Source organism: Cetobacterium somerae ATCC BAA-474 (genome assembly GCF_000479045.1).
Lineage (GTDB): Bacteria > Fusobacteriota > Fusobacteriia > Fusobacteriales > Fusobacteriaceae > Cetobacterium_A > Cetobacterium_A somerae.
Window position 1 is genome coordinate 82,158 of the sequence record NZ_KI518214.1, and the last position, 24,761, is coordinate 106,918.

At 30.2% G+C, this 24,761-nt stretch carries 24 protein-coding genes; 16 read left to right on the forward strand and 8 right to left on the reverse strand.

What is annotated here, in order from left to right; genetic code table 11:
- Position 1: 1 nt before the first annotated feature.
- From phnE (HMPREF0202_RS13635) to HMPREF0202_RS13660, 6 genes are all read right to left on the reverse strand, one after another.
- Positions 2–805 (reverse strand): phosphonate ABC transporter, permease protein PhnE, encoded by an 804-nt coding sequence (phnE, locus tag HMPREF0202_RS13635; protein ID WP_023051308.1) that lies wholly within the window; start codon positions 803–805, stop codon positions 2–4.
- Positions 806–1,582, reverse strand: a complete 777-nt coding sequence (gene phnE, locus HMPREF0202_RS13640) for a phosphonate ABC transporter, permease protein PhnE (RefSeq protein ID WP_023051309.1) — start codon at positions 1,580–1,582, stop codon at positions 806–808. It lies immediately after the preceding gene.
- Complete coding sequence (gene phnC, locus HMPREF0202_RS13645; RefSeq protein ID WP_023051310.1) at positions 1,557–2,306, reverse strand: phosphonate ABC transporter ATP-binding protein; 750 nt, start codon at positions 2,304–2,306, stop codon at positions 1,557–1,559. Before phnC ends, phnE (HMPREF0202_RS13640) begins: the two co-directional genes overlap by 26 nt.
- A 15-nt stretch (positions 2,307–2,321) precedes the next feature.
- Positions 2,322–3,242: a PhnD/SsuA/transferrin family substrate-binding protein gene (locus tag HMPREF0202_RS13650; RefSeq protein ID WP_040407623.1), complete on the reverse strand. Its 921-nt coding sequence runs from the start codon at positions 3,240–3,242 to the stop codon at positions 2,322–2,324.
- 19 nt (positions 3,243–3,261) lie between these two features.
- Positions 3,262–4,536 carry a histidine-type phosphatase gene (locus tag HMPREF0202_RS13655; protein WP_051364180.1) on the reverse strand — a complete coding sequence of 425 codons (1,275 nt, stop codon included), beginning with the start codon at positions 4,534–4,536 and terminating at the stop codon, positions 3,262–3,264.
- A gap of 159 nt (positions 4,537–4,695) precedes the next feature.
- Positions 4,696–6,126, reverse strand: a complete 1,431-nt coding sequence (locus HMPREF0202_RS13660) for an amino acid permease (RefSeq protein WP_023051313.1) — start codon at positions 6,124–6,126, stop codon at positions 4,696–4,698.
- A gap of 231 nt (positions 6,127–6,357) precedes the next feature.
- Here HMPREF0202_RS13660 and malX point away from each other — a divergent pair, with 231 nt between their 5' ends.
- Genes malX through HMPREF0202_RS13680 form a run of 4 tightly spaced genes read left to right on the forward strand, consistent with a single transcriptional unit; the run spans position 6,358 to position 11,567 of the window.
- A complete protein-coding gene (gene malX, locus HMPREF0202_RS13665; protein ID WP_023051314.1) occupies positions 6,358–7,896 on the forward strand; it encodes a maltose/glucose-specific PTS transporter subunit IIBC in 1,539 nt (512 codons plus the stop codon).
- Positions 7,897–7,951: 55 nt separating this feature from the next.
- Positions 7,952–9,106 (forward strand): MalY/PatB family protein, encoded by a 1,155-nt coding sequence (locus HMPREF0202_RS13670; RefSeq protein ID WP_023051315.1) that lies wholly within the window; start codon positions 7,952–7,954, stop codon positions 9,104–9,106.
- Between the two features lie 27 nt (positions 9,107–9,133).
- Positions 9,134–10,390 (forward strand): helix-turn-helix domain-containing protein, encoded by a 1,257-nt coding sequence (locus HMPREF0202_RS13675; RefSeq protein WP_023051316.1) that lies wholly within the window; start codon positions 9,134–9,136, stop codon positions 10,388–10,390.
- 10 nt (positions 10,391–10,400) lie between these two features.
- Positions 10,401–11,567, forward strand: coding sequence for a M14 family zinc carboxypeptidase (locus tag HMPREF0202_RS13680; RefSeq protein WP_023051317.1), 1,167 nt, complete (start codon positions 10,401–10,403; stop codon positions 11,565–11,567).
- Here the strand turns inward: HMPREF0202_RS13680 and HMPREF0202_RS13685 are convergent.
- Both HMPREF0202_RS13685 and HMPREF0202_RS13690 read right to left on the reverse strand, forming a co-directional pair.
- The gene (locus HMPREF0202_RS13685; RefSeq protein ID WP_023051318.1) at positions 11,564–11,821 is read right to left on the reverse strand and encodes a hypothetical protein; all 258 of its coding nucleotides are present in this window, start codon (positions 11,819–11,821) and stop codon (positions 11,564–11,566) included. The two genes, HMPREF0202_RS13680 and HMPREF0202_RS13685, sit on opposite strands and share 4 nt — an antisense overlap.
- A 92-nt stretch (positions 11,822–11,913) precedes the next feature.
- Positions 11,914–12,969 carry an HTH domain-containing protein gene (locus HMPREF0202_RS13690; RefSeq protein WP_040407626.1) on the reverse strand — a complete coding sequence of 352 codons (1,056 nt, stop codon included), beginning with the start codon at positions 12,967–12,969 and terminating at the stop codon, positions 11,914–11,916.
- 190 nt (positions 12,970–13,159) lie between these two features.
- Between HMPREF0202_RS13690 and HMPREF0202_RS13695 the strand changes: the two genes are divergently transcribed.
- The 12 genes from HMPREF0202_RS13695 (at position 13,160) to HMPREF0202_RS13750 (ending at position 24,596) form a co-directional block, all read left to right on the forward strand.
- Positions 13,160–13,981 (forward strand): hypothetical protein, encoded by an 822-nt coding sequence (locus HMPREF0202_RS13695; RefSeq protein ID WP_023051320.1) that lies wholly within the window; start codon positions 13,160–13,162, stop codon positions 13,979–13,981.
- 14 nt (positions 13,982–13,995) lie between these two features.
- Entirely contained in the window at positions 13,996–14,328 is a 333-nt protein-coding gene (locus tag HMPREF0202_RS13700; RefSeq protein WP_023051321.1) for a hypothetical protein, read from the forward strand.
- Positions 14,329–14,552: 224 nt separating this feature from the next.
- Positions 14,553–15,299 (forward strand): YveK family protein, encoded by a 747-nt coding sequence (locus HMPREF0202_RS13705; RefSeq protein WP_040407628.1) that lies wholly within the window; start codon positions 14,553–14,555, stop codon positions 15,297–15,299.
- Positions 15,286–16,113, forward strand: coding sequence for a CpsD/CapB family tyrosine-protein kinase (locus HMPREF0202_RS13710; RefSeq protein WP_051364181.1), 828 nt, complete (start codon positions 15,286–15,288; stop codon positions 16,111–16,113). Before HMPREF0202_RS13705 ends, HMPREF0202_RS13710 begins: the two co-directional genes overlap by 14 nt.
- Entirely contained in the window at positions 16,107–16,793 is a 687-nt protein-coding gene (locus HMPREF0202_RS13715; RefSeq protein ID WP_023051324.1) for a CpsB/CapC family capsule biosynthesis tyrosine phosphatase, read from the forward strand. Before HMPREF0202_RS13710 ends, HMPREF0202_RS13715 begins: the two co-directional genes overlap by 7 nt.
- A complete protein-coding gene (locus HMPREF0202_RS13720) occupies positions 16,708–17,946 on the forward strand; it encodes a TolC family protein (RefSeq protein WP_023051325.1) in 1,239 nt (412 codons plus the stop codon). The genes HMPREF0202_RS13715 and HMPREF0202_RS13720 overlap by 86 nt, the downstream gene beginning before the upstream one ends.
- Positions 17,947–17,955: 9 nt before the next feature.
- Positions 17,956–19,278 (forward strand): efflux RND transporter periplasmic adaptor subunit, encoded by a 1,323-nt coding sequence (locus tag HMPREF0202_RS13725; protein WP_023051326.1) that lies wholly within the window; start codon positions 17,956–17,958, stop codon positions 19,276–19,278.
- A complete protein-coding gene (locus HMPREF0202_RS13730; RefSeq protein WP_023051327.1) occupies positions 19,278–20,354 on the forward strand; it encodes an ABC transporter permease in 1,077 nt (358 codons plus the stop codon). Before HMPREF0202_RS13725 ends, HMPREF0202_RS13730 begins: the two co-directional genes overlap by 1 nt.
- Before the next feature lie 14 nt (positions 20,355–20,368).
- Positions 20,369–21,619 carry a sugar transferase gene (locus HMPREF0202_RS13735; RefSeq protein ID WP_023051328.1) on the forward strand — a complete coding sequence of 417 codons (1,251 nt, stop codon included), beginning with the start codon at positions 20,369–20,371 and terminating at the stop codon, positions 21,617–21,619.
- Positions 21,620–22,417: a glycosyltransferase family 2 protein gene (locus tag HMPREF0202_RS13740; RefSeq protein ID WP_023051329.1), complete on the forward strand. Its 798-nt coding sequence runs from the start codon at positions 21,620–21,622 to the stop codon at positions 22,415–22,417.
- Positions 22,414–23,454, forward strand: a complete 1,041-nt coding sequence (locus tag HMPREF0202_RS13745) for a glycosyltransferase family 4 protein (protein ID WP_023051330.1) — start codon at positions 22,414–22,416, stop codon at positions 23,452–23,454. The genes HMPREF0202_RS13740 and HMPREF0202_RS13745 overlap by 4 nt, the downstream gene beginning before the upstream one ends.
- Positions 23,455–23,516: 62 nt before the next feature.
- On the forward strand, positions 23,517–24,596 hold the full coding sequence (locus HMPREF0202_RS13750; protein ID WP_023051331.1) for a mannose-1-phosphate guanylyltransferase: 1,080 nt from the start codon (positions 23,517–23,519) through the stop codon (positions 24,594–24,596).
- Positions 24,597–24,761: the final 165 nt, after the last annotated feature.

Genomic DNA, 24,761 nt, shown 5'->3' on the forward strand with positions numbered 1-24,761 from the left:
TTTAACCTCTCTCTGTATAAGTTTTTAGTAGTGAACCTAACCGCTCTACAGAAACTGATATAATCATTAAAACAATTAAAGCAGTTCCAGCAGCGTTAAAATCATAAGACTTTATAAATTTTGAGATTATGTAACCTATTCCCCCAGCACCAACAACTCCTATAATAGATGATTGTGCCATATTAGATTCAAATCTCAGTGCAGTCCATCCAGTAATAACTCTTTTTATATTTGGAAGTATTGCAGCTTTCATAATATTTAACCAAGATGCACCAGTAGCTTTAATGGCTAAAATACTTTCCTCTCCTAAATCCTCAATAGATTGAAAGTAAGCCTTAGTGAGATAAGCTACTGTATGAACAGAAAGTCCTAGAATTCCTGAAAAAGGTCCAAGACCAACAGATGAAACAAATATAACAGCCCAGATTAAAGAGGGTACTGCTCTAATAAAAGATATATATGACTTTATAGCTAAAGATAGTGGTTTCCAAGGTGCTGTATTAGAAGCTGTTAAAAAAGCTAGGGGAACAGAGAAAACAACTCCTACTAAGGTAGCCATAAAAGCTATTTCAAAAGATTCCCAAACAGCAATTAAAACAAACTTAAAAACAGAGGCATCTGGTTTTCCAAACTCCAAAAGAATATTTCCTAATTTATTTAATCCTCTTGCAACTCTTCCAAAATCTAAGTTTAACTTAAAAAAAGATAGAAGGAATAAAATTGAGATTCCCAACATAATTTTATTTAAAAATTTATCATTTTTATGATCTTTTATTTTTATTTTTCCAAAATAGTTTTTTTTCATTTAAATAATCCTCTTTCTTAAAATATTAGAGATGATTTCAGTTACAATAGCACAAACTACAATTAAAAGAATCCCCATAGCAGCAGTGTTGTATTTCATTAAACTTAAGTTATTACTTATATACATACCGATTCCTCCAGCACCAACTAAGCCTATTACAGCTGAAGAACGAATGTTACTTTCTAAAGAGTAGATAGTCCAAGAGATAAATCCAGGAATAGCTTGAGGAATAGCTCCAAATCTTATAACTTGAAGATGAGACATTCCAGTAGCTTTTAAAGAACTTAGTAGCTCCAAATCAACTTCATCTATAGTTTCATAATAAAAACGAGTCATATCTCCAATGTTCCCAACAGTTAAAGCTATAATCCCAGTTGTTATACCAACACCAAAAGCGGGAACAAACATAAGCGCCCAGATTATATTGGGAATATTTCTTAAAACTGTGGCAAAACTTTTAACAAAATTTCTAATTGGTTTAAAATGCATAGTTTTTTCTGAACATAGAAAACCTAGAAAAAATGAGATAGCAGAGGAAAAAATTAATGAAACTATAGCTACACAAAATGTATCAAGTAGAGGTGTCATATAGTTATTATAACTTTTCCAATTTACAGGTAGCATCTCCTCAGTTATAAATGAAACTGCAGATGGAAGTTCAACTAAGAAAGATAAAAAAGAAAAATCCAACCTATAAGCTATAAAAAGATAGATAATAGAGATAACTCCTAAAGTAAAGATATCATTTTTATTAAACATTTTTACCGTATATTTCATTGATAATCTCCTCTGTTAAATTTTCAGGAGTATTGTCAAATACTATAACTCCATTTTTCATTCCAATAATTCTAGTGGCATAATTTTTAGCAAACTCAACTTGATGAAGATTTACAATACAAGTTATATTATCTTCAAGACAGATATTTTTCAATGTTTCCATAACAATTTCAGAAGATTTTGGATCTAAACTTGCAATTGGTTCGTCAGCTAAAATTAGTTTTGGGTTTTGTGCAAGAGCTCTAGAGATTCCAACTCTTTGCTTTTGTCCTCCACTTAGTTCAGAAGCTTTTTTATAACAGTGTTCTTCAAGTCCTAGTCTTTTAAGAATATTTAAAGCTTTTGTTTTATCATTTTCAGAATAAAGTTCAAAGAATCCTTTAAAATCAGACATATATCCAAGTCTTCCATGAAGAACATTTTGAACAACAGATAGCCTTTCAATAAGATTATAATGTTGGAAAATCATTCCAATCTCTCTTCTCACTTTTCTTAGTTTTCCACCAGAAACTTTACAAATATCCTCTCCGTTAAAGATAACACTTCCACTACTAAGTGGATTCATAGCATTAATAGATCTTAAAAGTGTAGATTTACCAGCTCCAGAAGAACCTATAATAGCTACAAACTCCCCTTTTTTTATAGATAAGTTTATATTGTTAAGAGCTAAAAAGCTATTATTATAGCTTTTAACTCCATCTTTTATAGTTATAATATTATTCATATATACCCCCTAAAATTAATCCTCTTTTATCTCTGTTAAATTAAGATTTTTCATAACTTGTCCAATTATTTTAAAGTTTTCTTTTGTAACTTTAATGTGTTGCTCTCCATTTTTCTTTCCGTAAAAATTTTCCATGAAGAACTTATCATTGTAGTTTAAGAAAAAGTTTTGTAGCTTTTCTTTTAAATCTTGTGGCATACTTTCTTGTACTAACCAAAGATTATCTGGAATAACTGAGCTTTTGTATATAATTTTGTGGTTGTCCTCTGTAAAAAACTTTCTATTTTTTACATATGAGTTAGATGAGATAACTCCAATATCTGCATCTTTATCTAAAAGAGCTCTAACAGTATTTGTTGTAGAACCAGTTTCGTAAGGTTTAAACTTAATAGTAAAGTCATTAGAATCTTTAATTATTCCACTTGTAATAAGATCATTTACAGGCCACAAATATGTAGAGCCTGAAGATTGTTTTGTATAAGCAAAAGTGTAGGGACTCTTTGGATTTATCAAATCTTTTTCACTGAACTCATTTATATTTGTATCTGGTCTAGTTAAAAAATATGAAAACTTTCCCCAATTTTCTAATTTTCCATCTTTAGCAAAAGAAACTAAAGGTTCAATTTGAGATTTAGTAGCAGCCATAAAATATGGCATAGCTCCTGTATAAGCTACATCAGTTCTATTTTTTTTAGCTTTTAAAGATTCAGTTAAAGCCATATCAGATGATGGTTCGAACCATTCAACTTTCATCCCAACGGCATTTTCAAGATCTTTTAAAAATTTATCTTTAGCTACAACTTTAGACTCTAAATCCTCATCAATTCCAAAGGCGATAACAAGTTTTTTCTCTTTTACCTCCTCTTTTCCACACCCTGTTAAAAAAAGTCCAGTACCAAGTAACCCCAGTGTAAACAATCTATTTAAAGTTTTCAAATCTATACCCTCCCAAATTTTATTTTAATTTATTAGTGTAGAAGTTCTTAACATCATCCCATTTATAATATGGTTTCATAGTAGTTGCTATTGGTAGCTCAGCATCCTTTTCATTGTGTAAAATTTTAACTAAAACATCATTTTTATCATTTTTATAGAATATCCATTGAATATTTGTAGACATACCAGATATATCTCTTCCTAACCATCTCTCATAAACTTTTTCCATATTATCCTCTTTTGCTGAGTAGCCATTGATATCTAGTAAAGTTATAAATGGAATAGTAGTTTCAGCATGGGCAAATCTTAGGTTAGCTGAGATGTTTTGATTTTTTATAGCTTCATCACTTGTAACTATAAAATTCTCTAAAAGAGGTAAAGCGATATTTGTAGCAATATCCTCTCCATTTTTCCCAGGACCTTTTTCATAGAAATCACTTAGATTATCAACCTCTTCGTACCACTTTAACTGTTCTTCACTAAAAAACTCTCCAAAGCCTAAGTTTTTTCCAATATTAGCTTGGATAATATATAGATCATAAAGATTCCTAACAGCATCAGTTGGATTTTTTAAAACAACTTTGCCCTTACTATCTTTTAGTTTAAACTCACCACTTTCTAATTTTTTAACAAAATCTTTAGAAAAAAGCTGATTTAAAACTTCGTTGTTAAAGTTTTTACTTTTAGAGTATGTATTTAACTCTTTTTTCCAAGAACCATTTTCAGAAAACTCCTCATACTCTGGAGAGAGATCAAAGAATCTTAAAAGTATATCTTTTTTATTGTTTGTTGAAACTTTAAAGTTTATATTTGGAGTGTACTGTCCAAGTTCTTCTAAAAAAGCATCTCTACTCTGCTGAGCTCTTTCAACATAAGTTGATGAAGCTATAATATCTTTTCCAAAAATCTCTTTATTGTTCTCATAGAATCTTTTAGCAATCTCTTTTTGCTCTTTAACACCAACCTCAGTTAAAAGACCATAGTTTCCTTTTTCAATCTCCATAAGTTGTGCTATAGAGTTTTTTAACTTTAATCCCTCAGGAGTAATAGCGTTTTCTTTTTCTGCAATAGATAATAACTCGTATAAAGATACATCATACTTAGGTGAAGATAGATGTCTAGAACCATGTCTTCCTAAATGATTTACAAAGAATGGTTTATACCCATTAGGTGTAGGAGCAGTAGAAATCTCTTTAACACTGTATGGTTGTTTAGTACCTAAGTAGTTAAAATCTGCTGAAAAAATTGAAGCACTTAAAGTTGTAAAAATTGCTAAAAATTTAATGGTATTCACTTTAAAAAATCCTCCCTGTGAAAAATATTTATCAGACTCATTATAAACTAGTTGTGTTAAACAAAAATTAAAATAAAGTAAAAGAAATGTTATTTTATATACAGAAAAATAAAAAAACACAAAGGTTTTTATAAAACCTCTGTGTTTTCTATGTTAAATCTATTTATTTGTTTTTCTAGCTATCTTAGGGAAGATAAGTCCAAGTCCAACTAGAACAATTGGTGTTAAAATGTTAAGAGTAATTTGGAAGAACCACTCAGAACTAAATGTTTCAATGTTTTTAGGGAAGATACCCATTAAACATGCAAATGCTGTAAAGGCAAAACACCAGATTCCAATAGCTGTTGCAATCTTATCATTTTTAACAAACTTAAATCCTGAACTATCACTTAAAGCTTTGTTCTTAATTAATCCTCTAAGTCCAATGTATGCTAAGAATACCCATAAGTATCTAAGTGGCATAACAATTGAGTTTAAATCAAGAAGCCAGTTATAAAGGTTATTCATATCTCCAATACCAAGTGCTGGAATTATAATTAGGATTCCAACAAGTACAGCAGTTAATTTATATCCATTAATAGGTGCTCCATTTTCATTACATTTTGTAAATGCAGCTGGTATAAAGTTCTTATCTCCTTCTCCAATTAATATTTTAAGTGGAGCATCAATAGAGAACATAAGTGCTGATATTTGAGATAGAGTATTAGCTACAGCATATAAAACCATAAGTGCGTTTCCAACACCGTAGTATTCACCTAAAAGTTTAAATGCGTAGTATTGACCATTCATTTTTAAGTCAGCAGGAATATTTCCACTATTAAACATGATTCCCATTGCAAATGAACCAAGTAGAGCTGACATACCAACCATAGCAGCAAGTGCTAACATCCCTTTAGGGAAGTTTGTGTGAGGATTTTCAACGTCTTTAACGTATGGAGAGATTTTCTCGCATCCACCAACAGCAAATACTAACATAGATATAGTAGTAAAGTATGTAAAGTCAAACTTAGGCATAAATGTCGATAGTGACCAATCAGTTGTAGCAGGATTGATACTCATAAGAGATGGTGCAGCAACTGTTAGTAAAATATATAAAATACCCATGAAGAACATAGATGTTCCAGCAAGAGCTCCTATTCTTTTTAAAGAGTTCATACCTTTAGATGATAACCAAAGGAAAAGTAGGAAGATTCCTAAAACGATACTCTGTAAAACTAAAGGATTAAAAGTTTTTATCATATCTCCATTTTGGAAGAAAACCCAACTTAAAGCAACTAATGCACTTTGAGGTTTTTGTGCTAAATAAGGGATGTGAACAACCCAATATGTCCAACCAGCAAGATACGCTATCATAGGTCCGTAAGTTGAACCAACCCAACTTGAAACTCCTCCAGCTTTGTGATCAAAGACAGATCCCATCTCTCCAACCATAAGTGCATATGGTAAAAAGTAAAGAGAAAGAATTAATACCCAAGAAACTACAACTGTTAAACCTTGGTTTGCGTAGTTATTAACAACGTTACCAAATCCCCAAACAATTGTGAATCCCATCATGGCTAGCATACGCCAGTTTAATTTTTTTGATTCCATAAATCTAGTACTCCTTTTTTGTTAAATATTTCACTTTAATATGTACAATTGTACATTGAATTATACAATAAATCAAATATTTTTTTCTAATATAGTATAATGAAAAGTAATTTTCAAAATCAAAACTATTAATTTCTTTCAAAAAAATATGAAAAAGATTATGAATTGAACAAAAGTGTTTTTATATGTACAATTTGTGATATAAAAAAAGTTTTAAGGGGAGTGTGTCAAATGACTACCAAAAATAGAATAAGTGCATGGGAGTTTTTCCAGAGCTTAGGAAAAACATTTATGTTGCCAGTAGCTTTACTAGCAGCAATGGGAATTTTACTTGGAATAGGTGCTGCCTTTACAGGTGGAACAACAATAGAGATGTTTCCGTTTTTAGGAAATAGTTTCTTACAAGGTATATTTAACTTTATGATAAAGATAAGTTTAGTTGCCTTTTCATTTTTACCACTTATGTTTGCTGTAGCAATTCCACTGGGAATGGCTAGAGAGAATAAAGAGATTGCAGCTTTTGCAGGACTTATGGGTTATATTGCAATGCAACTTGGAACAAACTTTTACTTAAATGAAACAGGACTTTTAAAAGTTGTAGATACAAAGATGGTAATGGGAATTCAAAGTATCGATACAGGAGCATTAGGAGCATTAATCTGTGGAGTTATAGTTTTCTTTATCCACGAGAAGTTCCAAAACGTTGAGTTACCAGATGCTTTTTCATTCTTTGGAGGAACAAGATTTGTAGCTATTGCAACAGTTTTAATAATGTCAGTAGTAGGACTTGCAGTACCAATGGTATGGCCTTTCTTTGCAGCTGGAATAAATAAAGTTGGAGCAGCGATTCATGGAGCTGGACCATTTGGACCATTCCTATTTGGAGCTGGAGAGAGATTACTTCTTCCATTTGGACTTCACCATATCTTAGTTGCAACAATAAGATTCACTGAAGCTGGAGGAACTTATGTAACTGCAGCTGGAGAAACAATTCACGGAGCATTAAATATATTTTATAATCAGTTTGCACAGGGAGCAGAGTTTGTATCTCCAGAAGCAACAAAGTTCTTATCTCAAGGTAAGATGCCAACATTTATGTTTGGACTTGCAGGAGCAGCTTTAGCAATATATAAATCAGCATACTTAGAGAATAGAAAAAAGATCAAAGGACTTTTGATATCAGCAGTTGTAGCATCAGCAGTTGGTGGAATAACTGAACCAATCGAATTTATATTCCTATTTATAGCACCAGTTCTTTATGTGTTCCACGCAATTATGACTGGACTTGGATTTATGGTAATGGGACTTTTAAAAGTAGTTATTGGAAACACTGATGGAAACATAATTGACTTCCTAGTATTTGGAGTGTTCCAAGGATTCTGGACAAAATGGTTCTACGTAATTCCAGTTGGAATTGTATGGTTCCTAATTTACTACTTCGTATTTAAATGGTATATTGTAAAATATGATATCCCAACTCCAGGAAGAGATAACTCAGCTCAAGCAAAAGAAGCTGTTGATAGTGGAGATATTGCTGGATATACAGCTAAAGTTATGTTAGAAGCTTTAGGTGGAAAAGAGAACATTGTAAGTTTAGATAACTGTATAACAAGACTTAGACTTGTAGTTAAAGATGCAAATAAGATAGATGTAGAAGCTGTTAAAGCAGCAGGTGCAGTAAACGTAGTAAAACTAAATGATACAAATGTACAAGTTATAATTGGACCAAAAGTTCAAGTATTAAAGAAACAGTTACAAAAGTTAATGTAATAAAATTCGGGGGGAAACAATCCCCCCTTTTATTTAGAAGATTTTAGGAGGATGTATGAATTTTGATGAAATTATAAATAGAAAAGGAACTTACTGTACTCAGTGGGATTATATAGAGGATAGATTTGGACCTGGAACAAAGGATTTGACTCCGTTTTCTATCTCTGATACAGATTTCAAATGTCCTCAAGAGATTTTAGATGCAATAGTAGAAAGAACAGCTCATGGAATTTTTGGATACTCTCGTTGGAATCATGAAGATTATAAAAGTGCTATAAAAAATTGGTATAAAACAAGATACTCTACAGATATAAATAGTGATTGGGTTGTGTATTCACCAAATGTAATCTATAGTATCTCTACCCTATTAGAGGAGTTAGTTGGAAAAGATGGAAAAGTGATGACTCACACTCCAAGATATGATGGATTTACAAAAATCTTAAAACCTTATAACCTTTTTGAGGTAACTTTAAAAGAGGATGAGAGTGGAGAGTTTCATACAGATTTTTCTATAATAGAAGAGGGATTTAAAAGTGGAGTTAAGGCATTTTTACTTTGTAATCCTGAAAATCCAGTTGGAAAGGTTTGGAAATATGAGGAGTTAAAGGAACTTATATATTTGTGTGAAAAGTATGATGTTATTCTAATTTCAGATGATATTCATATGGATATAGCTAGAAGAGAGGTAACTCCAGTATTAAAAATAGATACGAAAAGATGTTTAATTGTAAGTTCAGCATCAAAAACTTTTAATACACCAGCTTTTGGAGGTTCATATGCAATAATACCTCAAGATGATATTAGAGAAAAGTTTGTAACTCACTTAAAGGAGGTAGACTCACTATCATCTCCAACAATTTTTGGAGTGTTATCAACAATGGTTGCATATAATAGTTGTGGATACTGGGTGGATGAGTTAAATAGTTATCTAACTAAAAACTGTGAATATGTAGAGAAAGAGTTAAATGGATTTCACGGAGTTAGAGCTTTAATACCTGAGGGAACATATCTTATGTGGATAGATCTAAAAGATTGTAATATAGATATGGATAGATTTAAAAAATCACTTATTGAGGATGGAAAAGTGGCTATTATGTCTGGAGAGGCTTATGGTGATAAAGATAGAATCCGTTTAAATGTGGGGTGTCCACTTTCAAAAGTAAAAATAGCAGTTGAAGGTATTAAAAGAGCTATTGAAAAAGTGAGATAAGAAAGTTATAATATCTTAGGTGATGATATGAGTTTAAAAAGAAAAGAGTTAGAAGTTTTAAAGCTAGTAAATGCTGGAAAAACAGTGGATGAGATTCTTTTTCAAATGGAAACAAGTGAGAGAAATCTAAGATATATAATTGATAATCTAAATTTTTATCTAAAAAAAATATTGGATAAATGGATAGAAAAAGATAGAAAAAAATTGCTAATTCATTTGAGTGAGAGTGAGTTAGATAGATTTTATAAAGAGGTTTATAAAAGTTACTATACATTAGAGCAGGAGGAAAGGGCAGAGTTTATACTTATGACCTTTCTTTTTGTAAAAGATGTGAGACTAAGTTTTATAGAGGAAAAGTTAGAGATAACAAGGGCTACTCTGAAAAAAGATATAGAGTTTTTAAATGAAAATTTGAAAAGATATAGTTTAAAGTTAGAATCTGAAAAAAATAGATTTTCCATTGTTGGAAATGAGAAAAAGCTAAGACACTTAAAAGCTTTAAAGTATTTAGAGTATTGTAATTTAGAGATAACCCCTTTAGATTTAAACTATATTTTTCAAAATATAGATGATGAGATGTTAAAAGAGTTAGAAATAGTTATTCTAGATATTGGACGAAAATTTTCAGTGGAGTTTAAAGAGGACTTTGTAAAACTTATGAAGATATTTCTATATGTTTCTTTAGAAAGAGTAAAAGAGGGACATATTATAAATAGAAAAGCTAATTATGAGTTTTTAGTTAATACCTCTCACTATGAAATTGCAAAAGATAGTTTAGGAAAATATTTAGATACAGATCTGAGTTATGAGTTAGTTCATATAACAGAGTATTTTATTAGTGGTGGAGTGACTGAAAATATAGAGGAGTTAAAAGAGAGTGTTGAAAAATATCTGCTTGGATTGACGACGCTACTGGAAAAAACTTTTAGTGATTCACTGGATTATAAAGAGCTACATTCAAAACTTTTAGGTTATTTAATCCCAGCTATATATAGATTAAGAAACAACTTTAGTATAAAAGAGTTTGGAGAGAGAGATGAGTTTTTTAGTTTAGTTGAAAGCTACTCTAAAGATGAAAAATATCTTCCTGAAAAACTAACTGAAAATGAGATTTTTCATATAGCTAAAGAGATTAGAACATATATGGAAAACGAGAAGAATAGAGTGATAAGTTTAAAAACACTATTAGAGATTGTAAATAGGAATAGTGAAGTAGTAAATAGTGAAAAATTAATAAAGGAACTATTAGAAGTTTATGGTAATGTTATAAAAAAAGACTTTTAATGGGGGTATCATGAAAATATTAATCTATTTTTTTGTAATAGTAAACTACCTCTTTGCTTTTCCAGGAATTGATTATAAAGAACCAGCTACAGTAAAAAAGTTTTTTCCATCGACACCTTTAGTTGTATCGACACCTTCAATAGCTCCAGGTCGAAGTACTTTTACAACTCAAAGGGAGATGCTTGACTATTTAGGTGCTATTCATACAAAAAATAGTAGTACAGTGGTAAATCTTTTAGGACCAACTAAAGATAACAACTACTTACCAGTTTTTGTATTCTCAAAGGGAAAAGAGCTAACATTTAAAAATACATCTAATGGGAAACCAACAGTTATGTTAATAGCACAGCAACATGGAGATGAACCTATGGGTTGTGATGTTTTAATGGGAACTATTAAAAGAATAGCTCAAGGTGGAATGAACTATCTTCTTGATAGAGTAAATATAGTTATTATGCCAAGAATAAACCCAGATGGAGCAGCAAAATTTACAAGAGTTGCAAGAAAAAATATTGATATAAATGATGATCATCAGAATTTCTATACAATAGAAGCAACATCAGTAAGTAATATGTATGATCTATTTAATCCAGAGGTTTTTGTGGATCTACATGAATATATAGCAGATAAAGATTCATATTCAGATATAATTAGTGGAGGAGCACTACCATATTATGATATGCTGACATTGAGTCCAACAAATCCAAACTATCCAAAGAATTTAAATGATTATTCACGACATCTTATAATTTTATTAAAGGATGAGATGGGGAAAAGTGGATATCCAATAGATTACTATTATAACCCTTTTATAAAACCAAAAAATGGTCAACCTTTAACTCTTTATAGAGCGACTTCAGATTGTGCATTAGCTAGAAATGCCTATGGACTTAGAGGAAGTTTATCATTTTTAATGGAACTTAGAGGAAGAGGAATAGGTTTTGAAAATGTTGAAAGAAGATTAAATACTGGACTGGCAGCAGTTCAACTTCTTTTAGAAAGAGTGTACTTTAAATCTGATGAAGTAAAAAATTTAGTAGCATCTGAAAGAAACCTTATAACAAATAGTAATAAAAAATTAGAGTTAGTGGACTCATCAATTCAATTTCCACTAATAAATATAGAAACAGGAGCATTAGAAAATACTCCTGCTATCTTAGTAAAACAGAAAAATTAAAAATTAAGATCTAAGTTAATAACTTCTAGATCATTACAATTAATATCTAGCTCTGTGAAAACCCCTACAGTTTTTACAGAGTTATTTTTTTTATAGTTTTCAAAAATAGGAACACTAACAAAATCTTTTATATAAATATTGTATTTGTGCTCTAGTTTGTCCTTGAGATTTTCAACAATATATCTTGGAACATTTTTATAAACAACTATAACCTCTTTTTTATCATCTTTTATACAGTTTAATATAAAAAACATAGAGATGATATCATTAAAAGATAAGTTCCAGTAGTATTTTTTTAACTCCTTAAAAAGTGCAATACACTTATCAATAACTTCCTTTTCTATATTTAGATTAAAAAAAGAAACTCTTGAACAGGAATATAGTGTTTTTGTTTACTAGAAAATCCAACTCTAAGAATTATATTTTTTAAGGCGTTTTCCTCTTTAGATGTTAAGACTCTATTTAAGACTGTCTTACTAGCTGCATTCCAAGAGACAAGATGATCTTTAAAATATATAGTTTCTTCTGGAAAATTACCAGTACAGATTTTTAAAATATTTAAAAAATATGGAATCTCATTAAAATCAATATCTTTAAAAAGTGAAGAGTGTAGAATATCATAAAATGAGTTTAAATCATGCTCTGAAAAAAATTTAGAAAAATAAAATTTGAAAACAGAACGGTCTTTTAAAACATGCTCTAAAGTGTTGTCATAGTTATTTCCTAAGTCATCTAAATATTTAAAACTTATGTAAAAAGCTTTAAGCAATTCACGGTTGCAGAAAAAGTTATCCATATTAGAAAGTGTTAAAAATTTTTCAATATCATTGCATAAAAAAATGTCAATTTCACTGTTGTGAAATAAAGAGTAAAAGTAATCTGTAAAAATATGAGGAAGATATCGCTCTTCAACTAGATATTTATACAGATAACATGAAAGTGCTCTTTTTCTATTGATATTATCCCCTGTTAAAAATACACCTTTACCAGTGTGACTTTCAATAATTAATTGAAAGCTTTCTAAATCCTTTTTGATATCAGTTAAATCTCCATTTACAGTACGTCTAGAAACATCTAGTTTTTTAGAAAGTGTTTCCAAATTAAGACACCCTTTTATAAGAAGTTTTAAAGTTAAAAAAAACACCCTTTCAGGTTTTGAAATGACCTGTTGTTGTTTTAGTGTAGAAAAAAGATCATCAAATTTTAAGATCTCTTTTATCATTAAATCAATCTTATTTGTTTTATTGCAATTTGGAATAGAGTTATAAAGATCTTTAAGATATACATTTAAATTAGCTTTTGAAAGATCTAAAAAATCCTCTAAGAAATCTAAGTTGTTTCCCTCTGTGAAACTTAAGAGACTTAAAACTCTTAAATGTTTTGAACAAATTGTAATTGCCACAATTTTTTCCCCCTCTTTGAAAATGAATTTCAAGTTTATTATAAAGTGAAAAAGTTCAGAAGTCAAACGCTTTTGAAAAAAAGTTATAAAAAAATAAAAAAATTTCAAGTAGAAAAAAATGTAATACATAAAGTATACTACATTTAAATATAAAAGTTTTCACTTTTTGTGAAGAAATGGGAGGGATATGATGAAAAAAGTTTTACTAGGATCAATGCTATTAAGTTCAGCACTTTTTGCTAATGAATTATCATCATTAACTGCGGAAACAACAGCGGTTTTTGCAAAAAAAGAGAAGGCTACAGATAAGCCTCTACTATATTTAGCAGATAATTTTCATGAGATGGCAACGTTGCCAGGATTTTCTTTAGGAGCACCTTCAGGACTTGTTTCATCATATGGAGTAGCTTTTGCAGGACTTTCTGGAAGAAGAGATAGTAGTGATACTGATGGAGCACTAGCTTTTGGAATGGGATTTGGAGATGCTGAGAAAATTGGAGGATCTGTTTCATTGGGAATAGGAAGTGTTGACCCAAGAGATGGTGGATCTTTTAATAGAGGAAACTTAAACTTAAATGTAGGACATCATTTTAAAAAATCAGGAATTGGATTATCAGCTGGTATGACAGGACTTGATTTATGGCATGCAAGTAAGTTAGATGGAGATAATCAAGACCCAAGTTTCTACTTAGCTGCAACAAAGTTATGGGGACATGATTTAATTCCTACAGCTATTACTGTTGGATTTGGAAATAACTCATATGCAGATATAAACAGAGAAAATGATAGAAAAGATAAAATAGATGGATTTGGAGCAGTTGCATTTTACTTAATTCCACAATTAAGTGTGATTGTAGATTATACAAGTAATATTTTAACAGCTGGAATAGGAGTGGTACCATTTCCTGATTATCCAATCTCACTTAGTTTAGGAGCAACAAACTTAACTGAGCAGGGACCAAATGATAAAGTAGCAGCTATTGGATCAATTGCAGCAGCTTATGTATTTTAATTAGGGAGGTTAAAATGAAAAAATTATTATTAATTTTAGGAATATTAATGATGACAACATCGTTAACATATGCAGTAGATGAAGAGACTACATCTGAAGATGAAGGTGCAGTAGCAGAGAGTACAGCAGCAAGTTCAACAGAGGCTCCAGCAGGAGTAACGCTATCAAAAGGAGATTCTTTTCTAGCAGCTTTTGGAATGGGAGATTCTTCAATAGTAAGTGGAGGAGAAAGTGGAGGTGGAGGAGTGAGCTCTTCAGCTGGAACAGCAGCAATTGCGCACACAGCCGCTCACGTAGGATCAGTAACTTTAACAAGTTCTCAAAATACGCCATACACTTATAAATAATAAAATAGCAATAGAAAATTAAGTAACACTGAAAGCAACACATAAATAATTATTAATAATTAAAGTGAAAAGCTGTTCAGAGAAACAGCTTTTTTTTATGAAAGTTTATGTTCAAAAATTAAAGAATCATGTATTAAAAATACAAAATACATGCAAAATAAAGTATTTTAGATAAAAAGCATGATAGCTTAATTATAGTAAATTTATTAAGTATGGGGAGAAGAATGAGAAAAAAAGAGGATTTTTACGAAGAGGATTTTTATGAGGATGAAGAGGAATTAGATCTGATGGATCTTGTTTTTACACTTCTTAGAAGATGGAAGTTAATAACACTAATAGCACTACCTATATTTGGACTTGGAATTTTCTTTGCTGCTACTAGACCAACTGTATATAAAGCTGAGATGACAATGATGGTATCAAGTGGAAGAAATTTTAGTGCAAGTTCACTAGATGGTGGAGAGCTATCAGTAAATCAAAAGTTAGCTACAACTTATGCAGAGATTGCAAAAAGCAATATAATTTTAAAAAATGTTATTAAAAAATACGATTTAGATACAACATTAAAAGGTTTACAAAATAGTGTAACAATTGCTCCTGTAGAAGACACAGAGCTGCTTCAACTGACATATAAAAATTCAGATCCAGGACTTGCTGCAGCTGTAGTAAATGAGATTGGAAATGAGTTTATGTTAAAAGTTCGTGAGGTTATGAACTTTCAAAATATAAAAGTTGTTGAGCCAGCAGAGGTTCCAAGAGAAGCATTGCCTAAAAAACGTGCACTAATAGTTGCCATATCATTTGTACTTTCAATTATGATGGGATGTATGACAGCATTTATAGTTGAGTTTTTCTTCTGTAAACTGCGTAAACCAAAAGATATAGAGAAAATTTTAGGAACAAGTATGCTAGGAATGGTTCCAGATTTTAATCTTTCTCTAGTAAATGGAGGAAATGATGGACAGAAGTAAAAGACAGATATTTTTTAAAGATGCTAATAATCATGAGATGAATGAAGCACTTAGAGTTATTAGAACAAATTTACACTTTTTAAATGAAAAAGAGGTAGCAAGAACAGTTTTAGTTACAAGTACTGCACCTAAAGAGGGAAAGAGTACAATAGCTTCTAACTATGCAATGAGTATAGCTATAACTGGTAAAAAAGTTTTATTGGTGGATTGTGATATTAGAAGACCTAGAGCTCATGAGAGTTTTGGAGTTTCCTTTGATAAGGGGCTAGAGTCAGTATTAGCTGGAGAGTGTGAAGTAGAAAATGTAATTTTAAAAGATGTTGAAAAAAATTTAGACATACTACCTACTAGAAACGTAGCTCACAATGTAACAGAACTTTTTTTAGGGGATAAAATGAAAGCTTTGTTAAAAGATTTAAAAGGTGAGTACAATACAGTAGTACTTGATACACCGCCACTTATTATTGCAAGTGATGCAGCAATACTTTCAAAACATTGTGACGGAGTTGTATATGTTGTAGCTTATGATCAAGTTGCTAAGCGTGAGTTAGAGTTTGGAAAAACTATGTTAAATAATGCTAAAGCAAATATATATGGATTTGTGGTAAATAAAGTTGATAAAAATGGATTGTCATATGGAAACTATGGGTACTATAACAACAACTATTCATACTATAAGGATTATTATACAGAAGAGGGAGAGGCTCTCGCTAGAGCATACAAACCTCAAAAAGGATTTAAAGGATTTATTGAAAAACTAAAAAGAGACTATAAGAGACAGCTAAGTGGGGACCAAAAGGGGAAAAGATGGTAGATATCCATACTCACTTGTTGTTTGGAGTTGATGATGGAGCAAAAACATTAGAAGAATCTATTGAGATGATTAGGGATGCTAAAAAAATTGGATTTAATGAATTTTATCTCACAGCTCACTATAACAAGGGAAGATTTTGTAATAAAAATTATGATAAAAATTATGAGATTTTAAAAGCAAAATGTGAAGAGTTAGGACTTGGAGTAAAACTTCATAAAGGGAATGAAGTTTACTTAGATGAAAATATAGATGCAGTTTTAAAAGAGAAAAAATTTAACGTATTGTGGGAAAATGTTCTTCTGGTAGAGTTTTCACCTTTAACATCGGTGCCAACAGGTGAAAACTTAATAAAAAAAGTTTTAAAAGCAGGATTTGTACCGATTTTAGCTCATGTGGAAAGGTATAGTAACTTTAGGGGAAGTGACCTTATGAGACTAAAAAAACTTGGAGCTAAACTTCAGAGCAATATAGGGGGAGAAAAACCTAAACATATAGTTAGGTTACAAAAAGAGAGATATATTGATTTTTTAGGTAGCGATGCTCATGGAATAGAGAAGCGAAGTTATAGGGAAATTCAAAAGGAGGATAAGGGGAATGAGAAAAAGCAACCTATTAGCAGGGTTTTTAATTCTTTCTTTAGGGGCTTATGCCCAGGGGCTTGGATTAGAAGCAATTCTTAAAAGAGTTGAAAGTGATAACCCTGAGGTTAGAGTTAAAGAGTTAGATGTGAAGATAAAAGAGAAGGGGAAAAAGAAAGCGTTTAGAAATCTTATTTTACCCCCAGTAACTATAGAGAGCGAAAATGACTGGGAAACAGCTAAAAATGAAGGATTTGGATTTGAAAAAATAGAAGCTACAATACCACTTTTTCAAGGTGGAAAGATGATGAATACTTATAAAAGATCTAAGAGTGAATTGGAGCTATCTAAAGCAGAGCAAAATTTAGCTGTATATTCTTGGCAGGAAGCTGGAGTAAATTTATATTTTGCCGCTTTAAATTATAAAAAACAGCGTGAGATAACAGAGTTTACAATATTAGCACTACAAAAACAGCGTAATAGACTTGATGGATTATATAAAGAGAATAAGATGATTCCTAAATCTGAAGTTTTAAAAGTTGAAGCAGATATTGAAAACAATAGAGCAATAAACTTTGAAAATATTCAAAAAGAAAGAGCTTCTAAAGAAACGTTGATGCAACTACTTGGATATGATTTAGATAAACAGATAACATTAGATGAGTTTAATGCAATGGATTATCTAAAATCATTGGGAACAATAAAAAAAGTTGAAGATCCAAGAAATACAACTTTAGGTAAAACACAGAGTTTAATGGTTGATTTAGCTGAGTATGATCTGAAAATTGCAAAAGCTGATCTTTATCCAATATTATATGTTAAGCCCTCTCATAGGTTTAAAGAGGAAAATTTAGATACAAATAAGTATGAAACAGTAAATGAGGGAAGAGTTGAAATTGGAATTAGATATACTTTTGCTTGGGGAGCAACTTTAGATTCAGTAGATCAAAGCGAGTATAGATTGGATCAAGCTAAGATAAAATATGACAATAATATCCAAGGGATAGAGTTAGATATGAGAAATAAACTTGGAGAGATAGAGTCTCTTACAGGACAAAGTGAAGCTCAAAAGAAAAGAGTGGAACTACTGAGAGAAAACTTGAAAATTGATAACTTAAGATATGATAATGAGTTAGTTACAACTTTTGACTACTTAAACTCAGTAAATCAACTGAGAACAGCTGAGGAGGATTTTTATAAACTTCAAAGATCACTGGTTTTAGCTGTAATCGAGTATGAGAATCTATATAAGTAGGGGTAAAATATGAAAAAAAATAGAATAATGATTGGTGCTGTAATAGCAGTACTAGCTCTTGGAGGATATCTTCTAGTTGATAAGGTAACTGGAAAAGATGTAAAAATCTCTAAAATTGAGATGGGAAATCTATCTAGTTCAATACTTTATGCAGGAATGGTTGCACCTGGTGAGGTTATACCAGTATATGTAGAAGCTCCAGTATTAGTTGAATCTATAATGGCAAGAGTGGGACAAGAGGTTGAACCAGGAGATAAGTTGTTAACTTTTAGTTCTAAAAGTGTTATTGAAAATGATAAAGAGCTAAGAATAAATGAGTTAGATATAAAAGATATAAAACTTCGAATAGCTGACCTTGATGGCGGATCGCTAAAGTTAGAGTTAGATAACAGAAAACTTGAGATGAGAAACTTAGAGGAGAAGATAAGAGGAGATGAAAGAAGGCTTCCAGTATTAACAGCAGAGACGAGAACTTTAAAAGAGAAAGCTGAAGCTTATAAAAAACTATTAGCTGCTGATGGAGTTTCAAGTACAGAAGCGAATAAAGCTATAAATGAAGCTGAGAAAAAAATAGTTGAACTAGAGGATCTGAAAACTAGTTTAGAATTAAATAGACAAAAGTTTGAACTGTCAGCTGTGAGTTTTGAAAGTTTAACAAGAGAGTTAGCAATTGAAGAAGCAAAGTTAAAATCAAGTTTAGAAAAACTGCAACTGATGAATGAGATTTTAGTTCGTCGTGCTGAACAACTGAAAAAACCTCTAGAAGCACCAGTAGCTGGAGTTATTACAGCAATAGATGTAACGGAGGGAAGCAATATGCTAAGTGGACAAAGACTTTTAGCTATTTCACCAAAGGGTGAGAGTATAGTAAAAGTTGAAGTTCCAATGTATGGAGCAAGTAGTGTAAAACAAAACCAAAAAGCTCTAGTGAGAAGTTCATCATCTGGTGGAGATTTATGCTACGAAGGGGTTGTATCTAGAGTTTCTAGTGTAGCTCGTGAAAGTGTTTTAGGTGGAAAAAATGATAAAGTTATAGAGGTTGAAGTTAAAGTCACTGGAGCAAATGATTTGAAACCTGGATTTATAACTGATGTTGAGATAAGTAGTGAAAGTAGTCGTAGTGTAGCAACTGTATCATCTTTTTCTGTAATAGAAGAGGGAGATCGTAGTTATGTTTACATAGTGGATGAGGGAAGAGTTCGTAAAACTGAGGTAAAAATTGGAGCAAAAACTTCTACAGATTATGAAGTGCTTAACTTACCACTGGGAACAGAGGTTGTGATAAATCCATTTAAAGTTAGTAACGGTGAAAGAGTAAAGGCTGTGATCTAATGAAGTTTTGGATGGCATTTAGGTTTTTAAAGGGAAATCTAGAAAGAGCAGCGTTTCCTTTGATGGCAGTTATAGTTGGAGCAATGTCTCTAGTTATGACTCTATCACTAGGAGATGGAGCAAAAAATATTATAGATAAAGATCTATCTGCCATAGGAGGGAATAGAATTCTTGTAGGTGGTGGATCACTAAGTAGTAAAGATTTAGAGCTGATGGAAAAAATGCCTTTTGTAGAGTATGCAGTTCTCCCTGAAAAGAGAAAACTTATAGGGAACACACTTTATAGAGGTTATAGTAAAAAAGCTTTAAGTGCAATGGGATTACCAAATCTTAAAGAAAATGAGGTAGTTTTAGATAAACAACAGTTTTTAGAGGCAGAAGCGGGGGCAGAGATTGCGCTAGAAACTGAGTTAGGAAAAAGGAAATTTACAATTAGGGATTTGTATCAAGAGGAGAGTCCATTTGAAACTATGAAAATGGGCGATAGAGTCATAGTTAGTGACGAAACTTTTGAAAGAATCTTTGGAAGGATGAGCTACAATAGCTTAGTAGTCTCCTTTCCACAAGATGAAGACGGGGAGGAATATATACCAGTTGTACTAAGAGAGCTTAATAGGTCTCGGTTTAGTTACAACCAGGTGCGTGTTTTAGAAACGCCAGCAGTCTATAAAAAAGTGGAGAGGATAAAAAGCTTTGTAGGGAAAAGTTTATTTATCCTCTCTTTTATTTCTTTAATTGTTGGTGGAGCTGGGATTTTAAATCTGATAGCTGCTGCAGTAAGAGAGAGAACATCATATATAGGGATACTTAGAGCAATGGGGATGGATAAAGGTAGTTTAATGGAAATATTTTTAATAGAAGCAGCAGTGGTGATAACTTTAGGAGCTGTTATAGGAGTAATCCTTGGAGTGGCGGTGTCTTACCTAGCTGGAAATTTACTAAAAATACCACCATATTTTAACTTTATAAAATTGGTAGGAGCGTTAGTTCTTACTATGGGTGTTGGTCTAATATTTGGAGTTTTTCCAGCTAAAAGAGCAGGAGAACTAGAGATAGTAGAGGCACTGAAAATTTAAGGGAGGGATTGACTATGAAACATAGTCAGAATAATAAAGGAAGAGTAATTTATACTATATTACTATTCTTACTATTTGAAATAATTAGAGAAAATTTTAAGTTGGATAGAGCGCTAATATTTTATTCGTTGTTTCCGATTATGATTTTTTCCTATTATATATTTGATACTTTTTCATTTAATAAAAAGTATAGATATAGGGAATTTATAATATCTGGAGTTATAAATGGATTTGTTTTCTATATTTTGGCAGTTTATTATCAAAATCCAAAATTAGTATTTGGATGGGGAATTTATACATTGATGCAAAATATTGCAAAATATGTATATAACTCAATGTTTAGTACAACTGAGAGAGTTGTTTTACTTACAGATAAAGTAGAGGAAGAGTTAGAATCTATAATTGAAAAAAATGAAAAACTTTGCTTTGAAGGCTGTGTAAGTTTAAATGAAATTAGTAAGATTAAAGATATAAATCCAAGTGAAGTTATATATCCAATAGAGGTGACAAGTCAGGTTGTAAATGAGATTTTTGATTTAAAGATGTCAGGAGTAAAAGTAAAAGATTCTATGGCTTTTTTACAAGAGGTTGAAGGAAAAATAGATGTAGATAGTTTATCTAAAGATTGGGTTATAAAAGCTAAAGGTTTTGAAGTTTTAAGTTCGGGAGTGGAGCAAAGAATAAAGAGATTTTTGGATATTGCCATGTCAATCGTAATAGTTTTGGTAGGAGCTCCATTTATGGTATTTACATATTTTCTTGTAAAACTAGATAATCCTAAAAACTTTTTAAACAATCCAGCATTTTTTAAGCAAAAGCGTATTGGAAGTGGTGGAAAAGAGTTTGAAATAGTGAAATTCAGATCTATGAGAATACATGATCCTAACGAACACTCTAAATATGCCAGTGAAAAGGATAATAGAATTACCTCAGTAGGAAAGTTTATTCGTAAAACAAGACTAGATGAGTTGCCACAGATATTTAATGTATTAAAAGGTGATATGAGTTTTGTGGGACCAAGACCAGAGTGGAATGAACTAGGAAGAGATTACGAGAAAAAGATAAATATGTACAAGGTACGATATGCAGTAAAACCAGGACTAACAGGTTGGGCCCAAGTTATGTATCCATATGGAGCTAGTTTAGAGGATGCTAAAAAAAAGTTAGAATATGATATTTATTATATAAAACATCAAAACTTTATATTAGATATAATGATACTATTTAAAACAGTTAAGGTAGTATTATTTGGAAAGGGGATATAAATGTATCAAATTACTTGTAGTATAGTAACTTATAACACTAAATTAGATGAACTACAAAAAGCAATAGAGAGTTTTTTAAATACTGATTTAAATGTTCAATTATACATATCAGATAATTCACCAACTGATGATTTAAAAGAATTTATAAAAAAATTTGATGATGAAAGAGTAAATTATATTTTTAATAATAAGAATGGTGGATATGGTTGGGGACATAATCAAATAATAAAAAAAGTGATAGAAAAATCGAACTATCACTTAATATTAAATCCAGATATCTATTTTAAAAGAGGAGTTTTGGAAGAGTTATTTTCTTATATGGAGAAAAATGAAAATACTGGAAATATAATGCCTATGGTAAGGTACCCCAATGGTGAAATTCAATATTTATGTAAAAGAATTCCCAGTCCAAAAGATCTTTTTTTAAGAAAGTTTTGTCCAATTAAATCGATTATAGAGAAAAATAATTTAAAATATGAAATGAGAGAAACAGAATATAATCAGATAATGAATGTTCCGATTTTATCTGGATGCTTTATGTTTATAAGAACAAGAGTATTTGAAAAGGTGGGTTTATTTGATGAAAGATATTTTATGTATATGGAAGATTTTGATTTAAGTAGAAGAATACATGAAAAGTATAAAACAATTTTTTATCCTAACGTAGAGATTATTCATGCTCATGCAAAAGAGTCTTTTAAAAATAGAAAAATGGCTAAAATTCATTTAAAAGCAGCAATAAAATATTTTAATAAATGGGGCTGGTTATTTGATAGAAAAAGGAGTGCAATATCGTGAAAATATTATTAGATGGAAGATTAATATCAGATAAACCAACTGGAATTTCAAGATATTCGAGAGAATTAGTAAAAATTTATCAAAATTATTATGGTTATGAAAATATAGAAGTTATTATAAATGAAGATTTAAAAGAAAAACCTTTTGAATATATAAAGACAGAACTCAAACCTTTTAATATAATTGATTTTTTTAAGTTTCATAAATTTTTAGAAAGAATAGATGCTGAAGTATACCATAGTTTATACTATAGTAATAGTTTTTTTAAAGATGAAAAAAAAAAATATGTAACAACGATTCACGATTTAATGTATAAATTAGTTCCAGAATTTTTTTCAAAGAATAAACTTATAAACTTTTTGGGTATTAAATATTATGATGTTATTGTAAAAAAGTCTTTAAAAAACTCAGATATAGTCATATCGGTTTCTAAAACAACTGAAGAAGATGTGAAAAAAATATATGAACATGATTCTATAGTTATCCCAGAAGGAATAAATATTGTATCTGTGAAAGATAAAGAAATTGAAAGTTTGAAAAGTTTAAAGTTTTTTTTATATGTTGGAAATTCAAGACCTAATAAAAATTTAAAATTTTTAGCAGATACATTTTTAATTTCTAATACAGAATATAAATTAGTTTTAGTAGGTAATAATAATAATTTACGAATTAATGACTCTAGAATAAAAAGTTTAGGTTTTGTTTCTGATCAAGAATTAAGTTGGTTATATAAAAATTGTGAAGCTTTTATTTTTCCATCTTTATATGAGGGATTTGGATTGCCAGTGTTGGAAGCTATAGAAAAAGGAAGCAAAGTTTATTGTTCAACAGGTGGATCTTTAAAAGAATTTTCAGAAAAACTAGTAAAAAAGTTTAATCCATATAGTGGAGATGAACTCAAATATCTTTTAGAAAATACAGATAAAATAAATTTTAATAAAAAAAATCAATTAGAAGAGCTAAAAAAATATAGTTGGAGAAATATAGAGATATTAACTCACAAAGAGTTATTTGTAAAATTTTATAATAAAAAATAAAATGATTTGAAATATAAGTAAAGTTTTAATTTTATAAAAATTATATATATAAGGAGAAAAATATGTTGACAGCAATAATAATGGCTGGAGGAAGTGGGGAAAGATTTTGGCCACTATCTACTCCAGAGAAGCCTAAGCAACTTTTAAATATATTTTCGGATAAAACAATGATAAGAGAGACTGTTGATAGAATATTACCGATAATTTCTAAAGAAAATATATTTATTGCTACAAATGAATTACAAGCTGATTTAATAAAAAAAGAACTAAAAGATATACCAAAAGAAAATATAATAATAGAACCAGCATTTAAAGATACAGCTGCTGCTATAGGGTATTCAACTCTAATTATTCAAAATAGGTTTAAAGATATATTAAAAGAAAAAGAAAAAATAAAAGTTGTAGTTTTAGCCTCAGATCATTTAATAAAGAAGGAGAAAGAATTTAGAGATATTATTAAGTTAGCAGCAGAGGAAGCTTCAAAAAATGGGGTGATTGTGACATTAGGAGTAAAATCAAATAAACCAGAAACAGGGTATGGGTATATAGAGGTAAAAACAGATGAAAAAATAAAATTAAATGAAATTTATAAAGTTAAAAGATTTCGTGAAAAACCAAATTTAGAAACAGCAGAAAATTATATAGCTTCTGGAAAATATCTGTGGAACTCAGGGATATTTATCTTTACAACAGAAACTATATTTAAAAATTTTGATGTTTTAATGGAGGAGCATACAGAGGTATTTAACGATATAAAAGGAAAACTTTTACAAAATAAAACTGGATTAGAACTTACAAATTTAGTGAGAAATGATTTTGAAAAGTTTGAAAAGATATCAATAGATTTTGGTGTGATGGAGTATTCTAAAAATATAAGAGTTATACCAGTAGATATTGAATGGAATGATATAGGTTCATTTAGTTCATTAGAAGAGGTTTTTGATAAAAATGAAGCAGGGAACATTGTTAGATACTGTGATGTAAAAGAGCTTGATTCATCAGATAATATAGTTATAGGCGAGGATATTATTGTATCACTTTTAGGAGTAAAAAATTTGGTAGTTGTAAAAAATGGTAATAATATCTTAATAGCAAATAAATCAAGAGTTCAAGATATTAAGAAAATAACTAAAAATTATTAAAAGGATAAAATATGATAACAAATATGATTAATAGATATTTTCCATATATTTTAATATACATGTGCTATTATACAAATCTTCCTGTAAAGTTAGAAGAATTAACAATGATTATCTTTATTACTTGGTATATTTTAGAAAAAAAATTTTTTGAATTAAAATTAAATT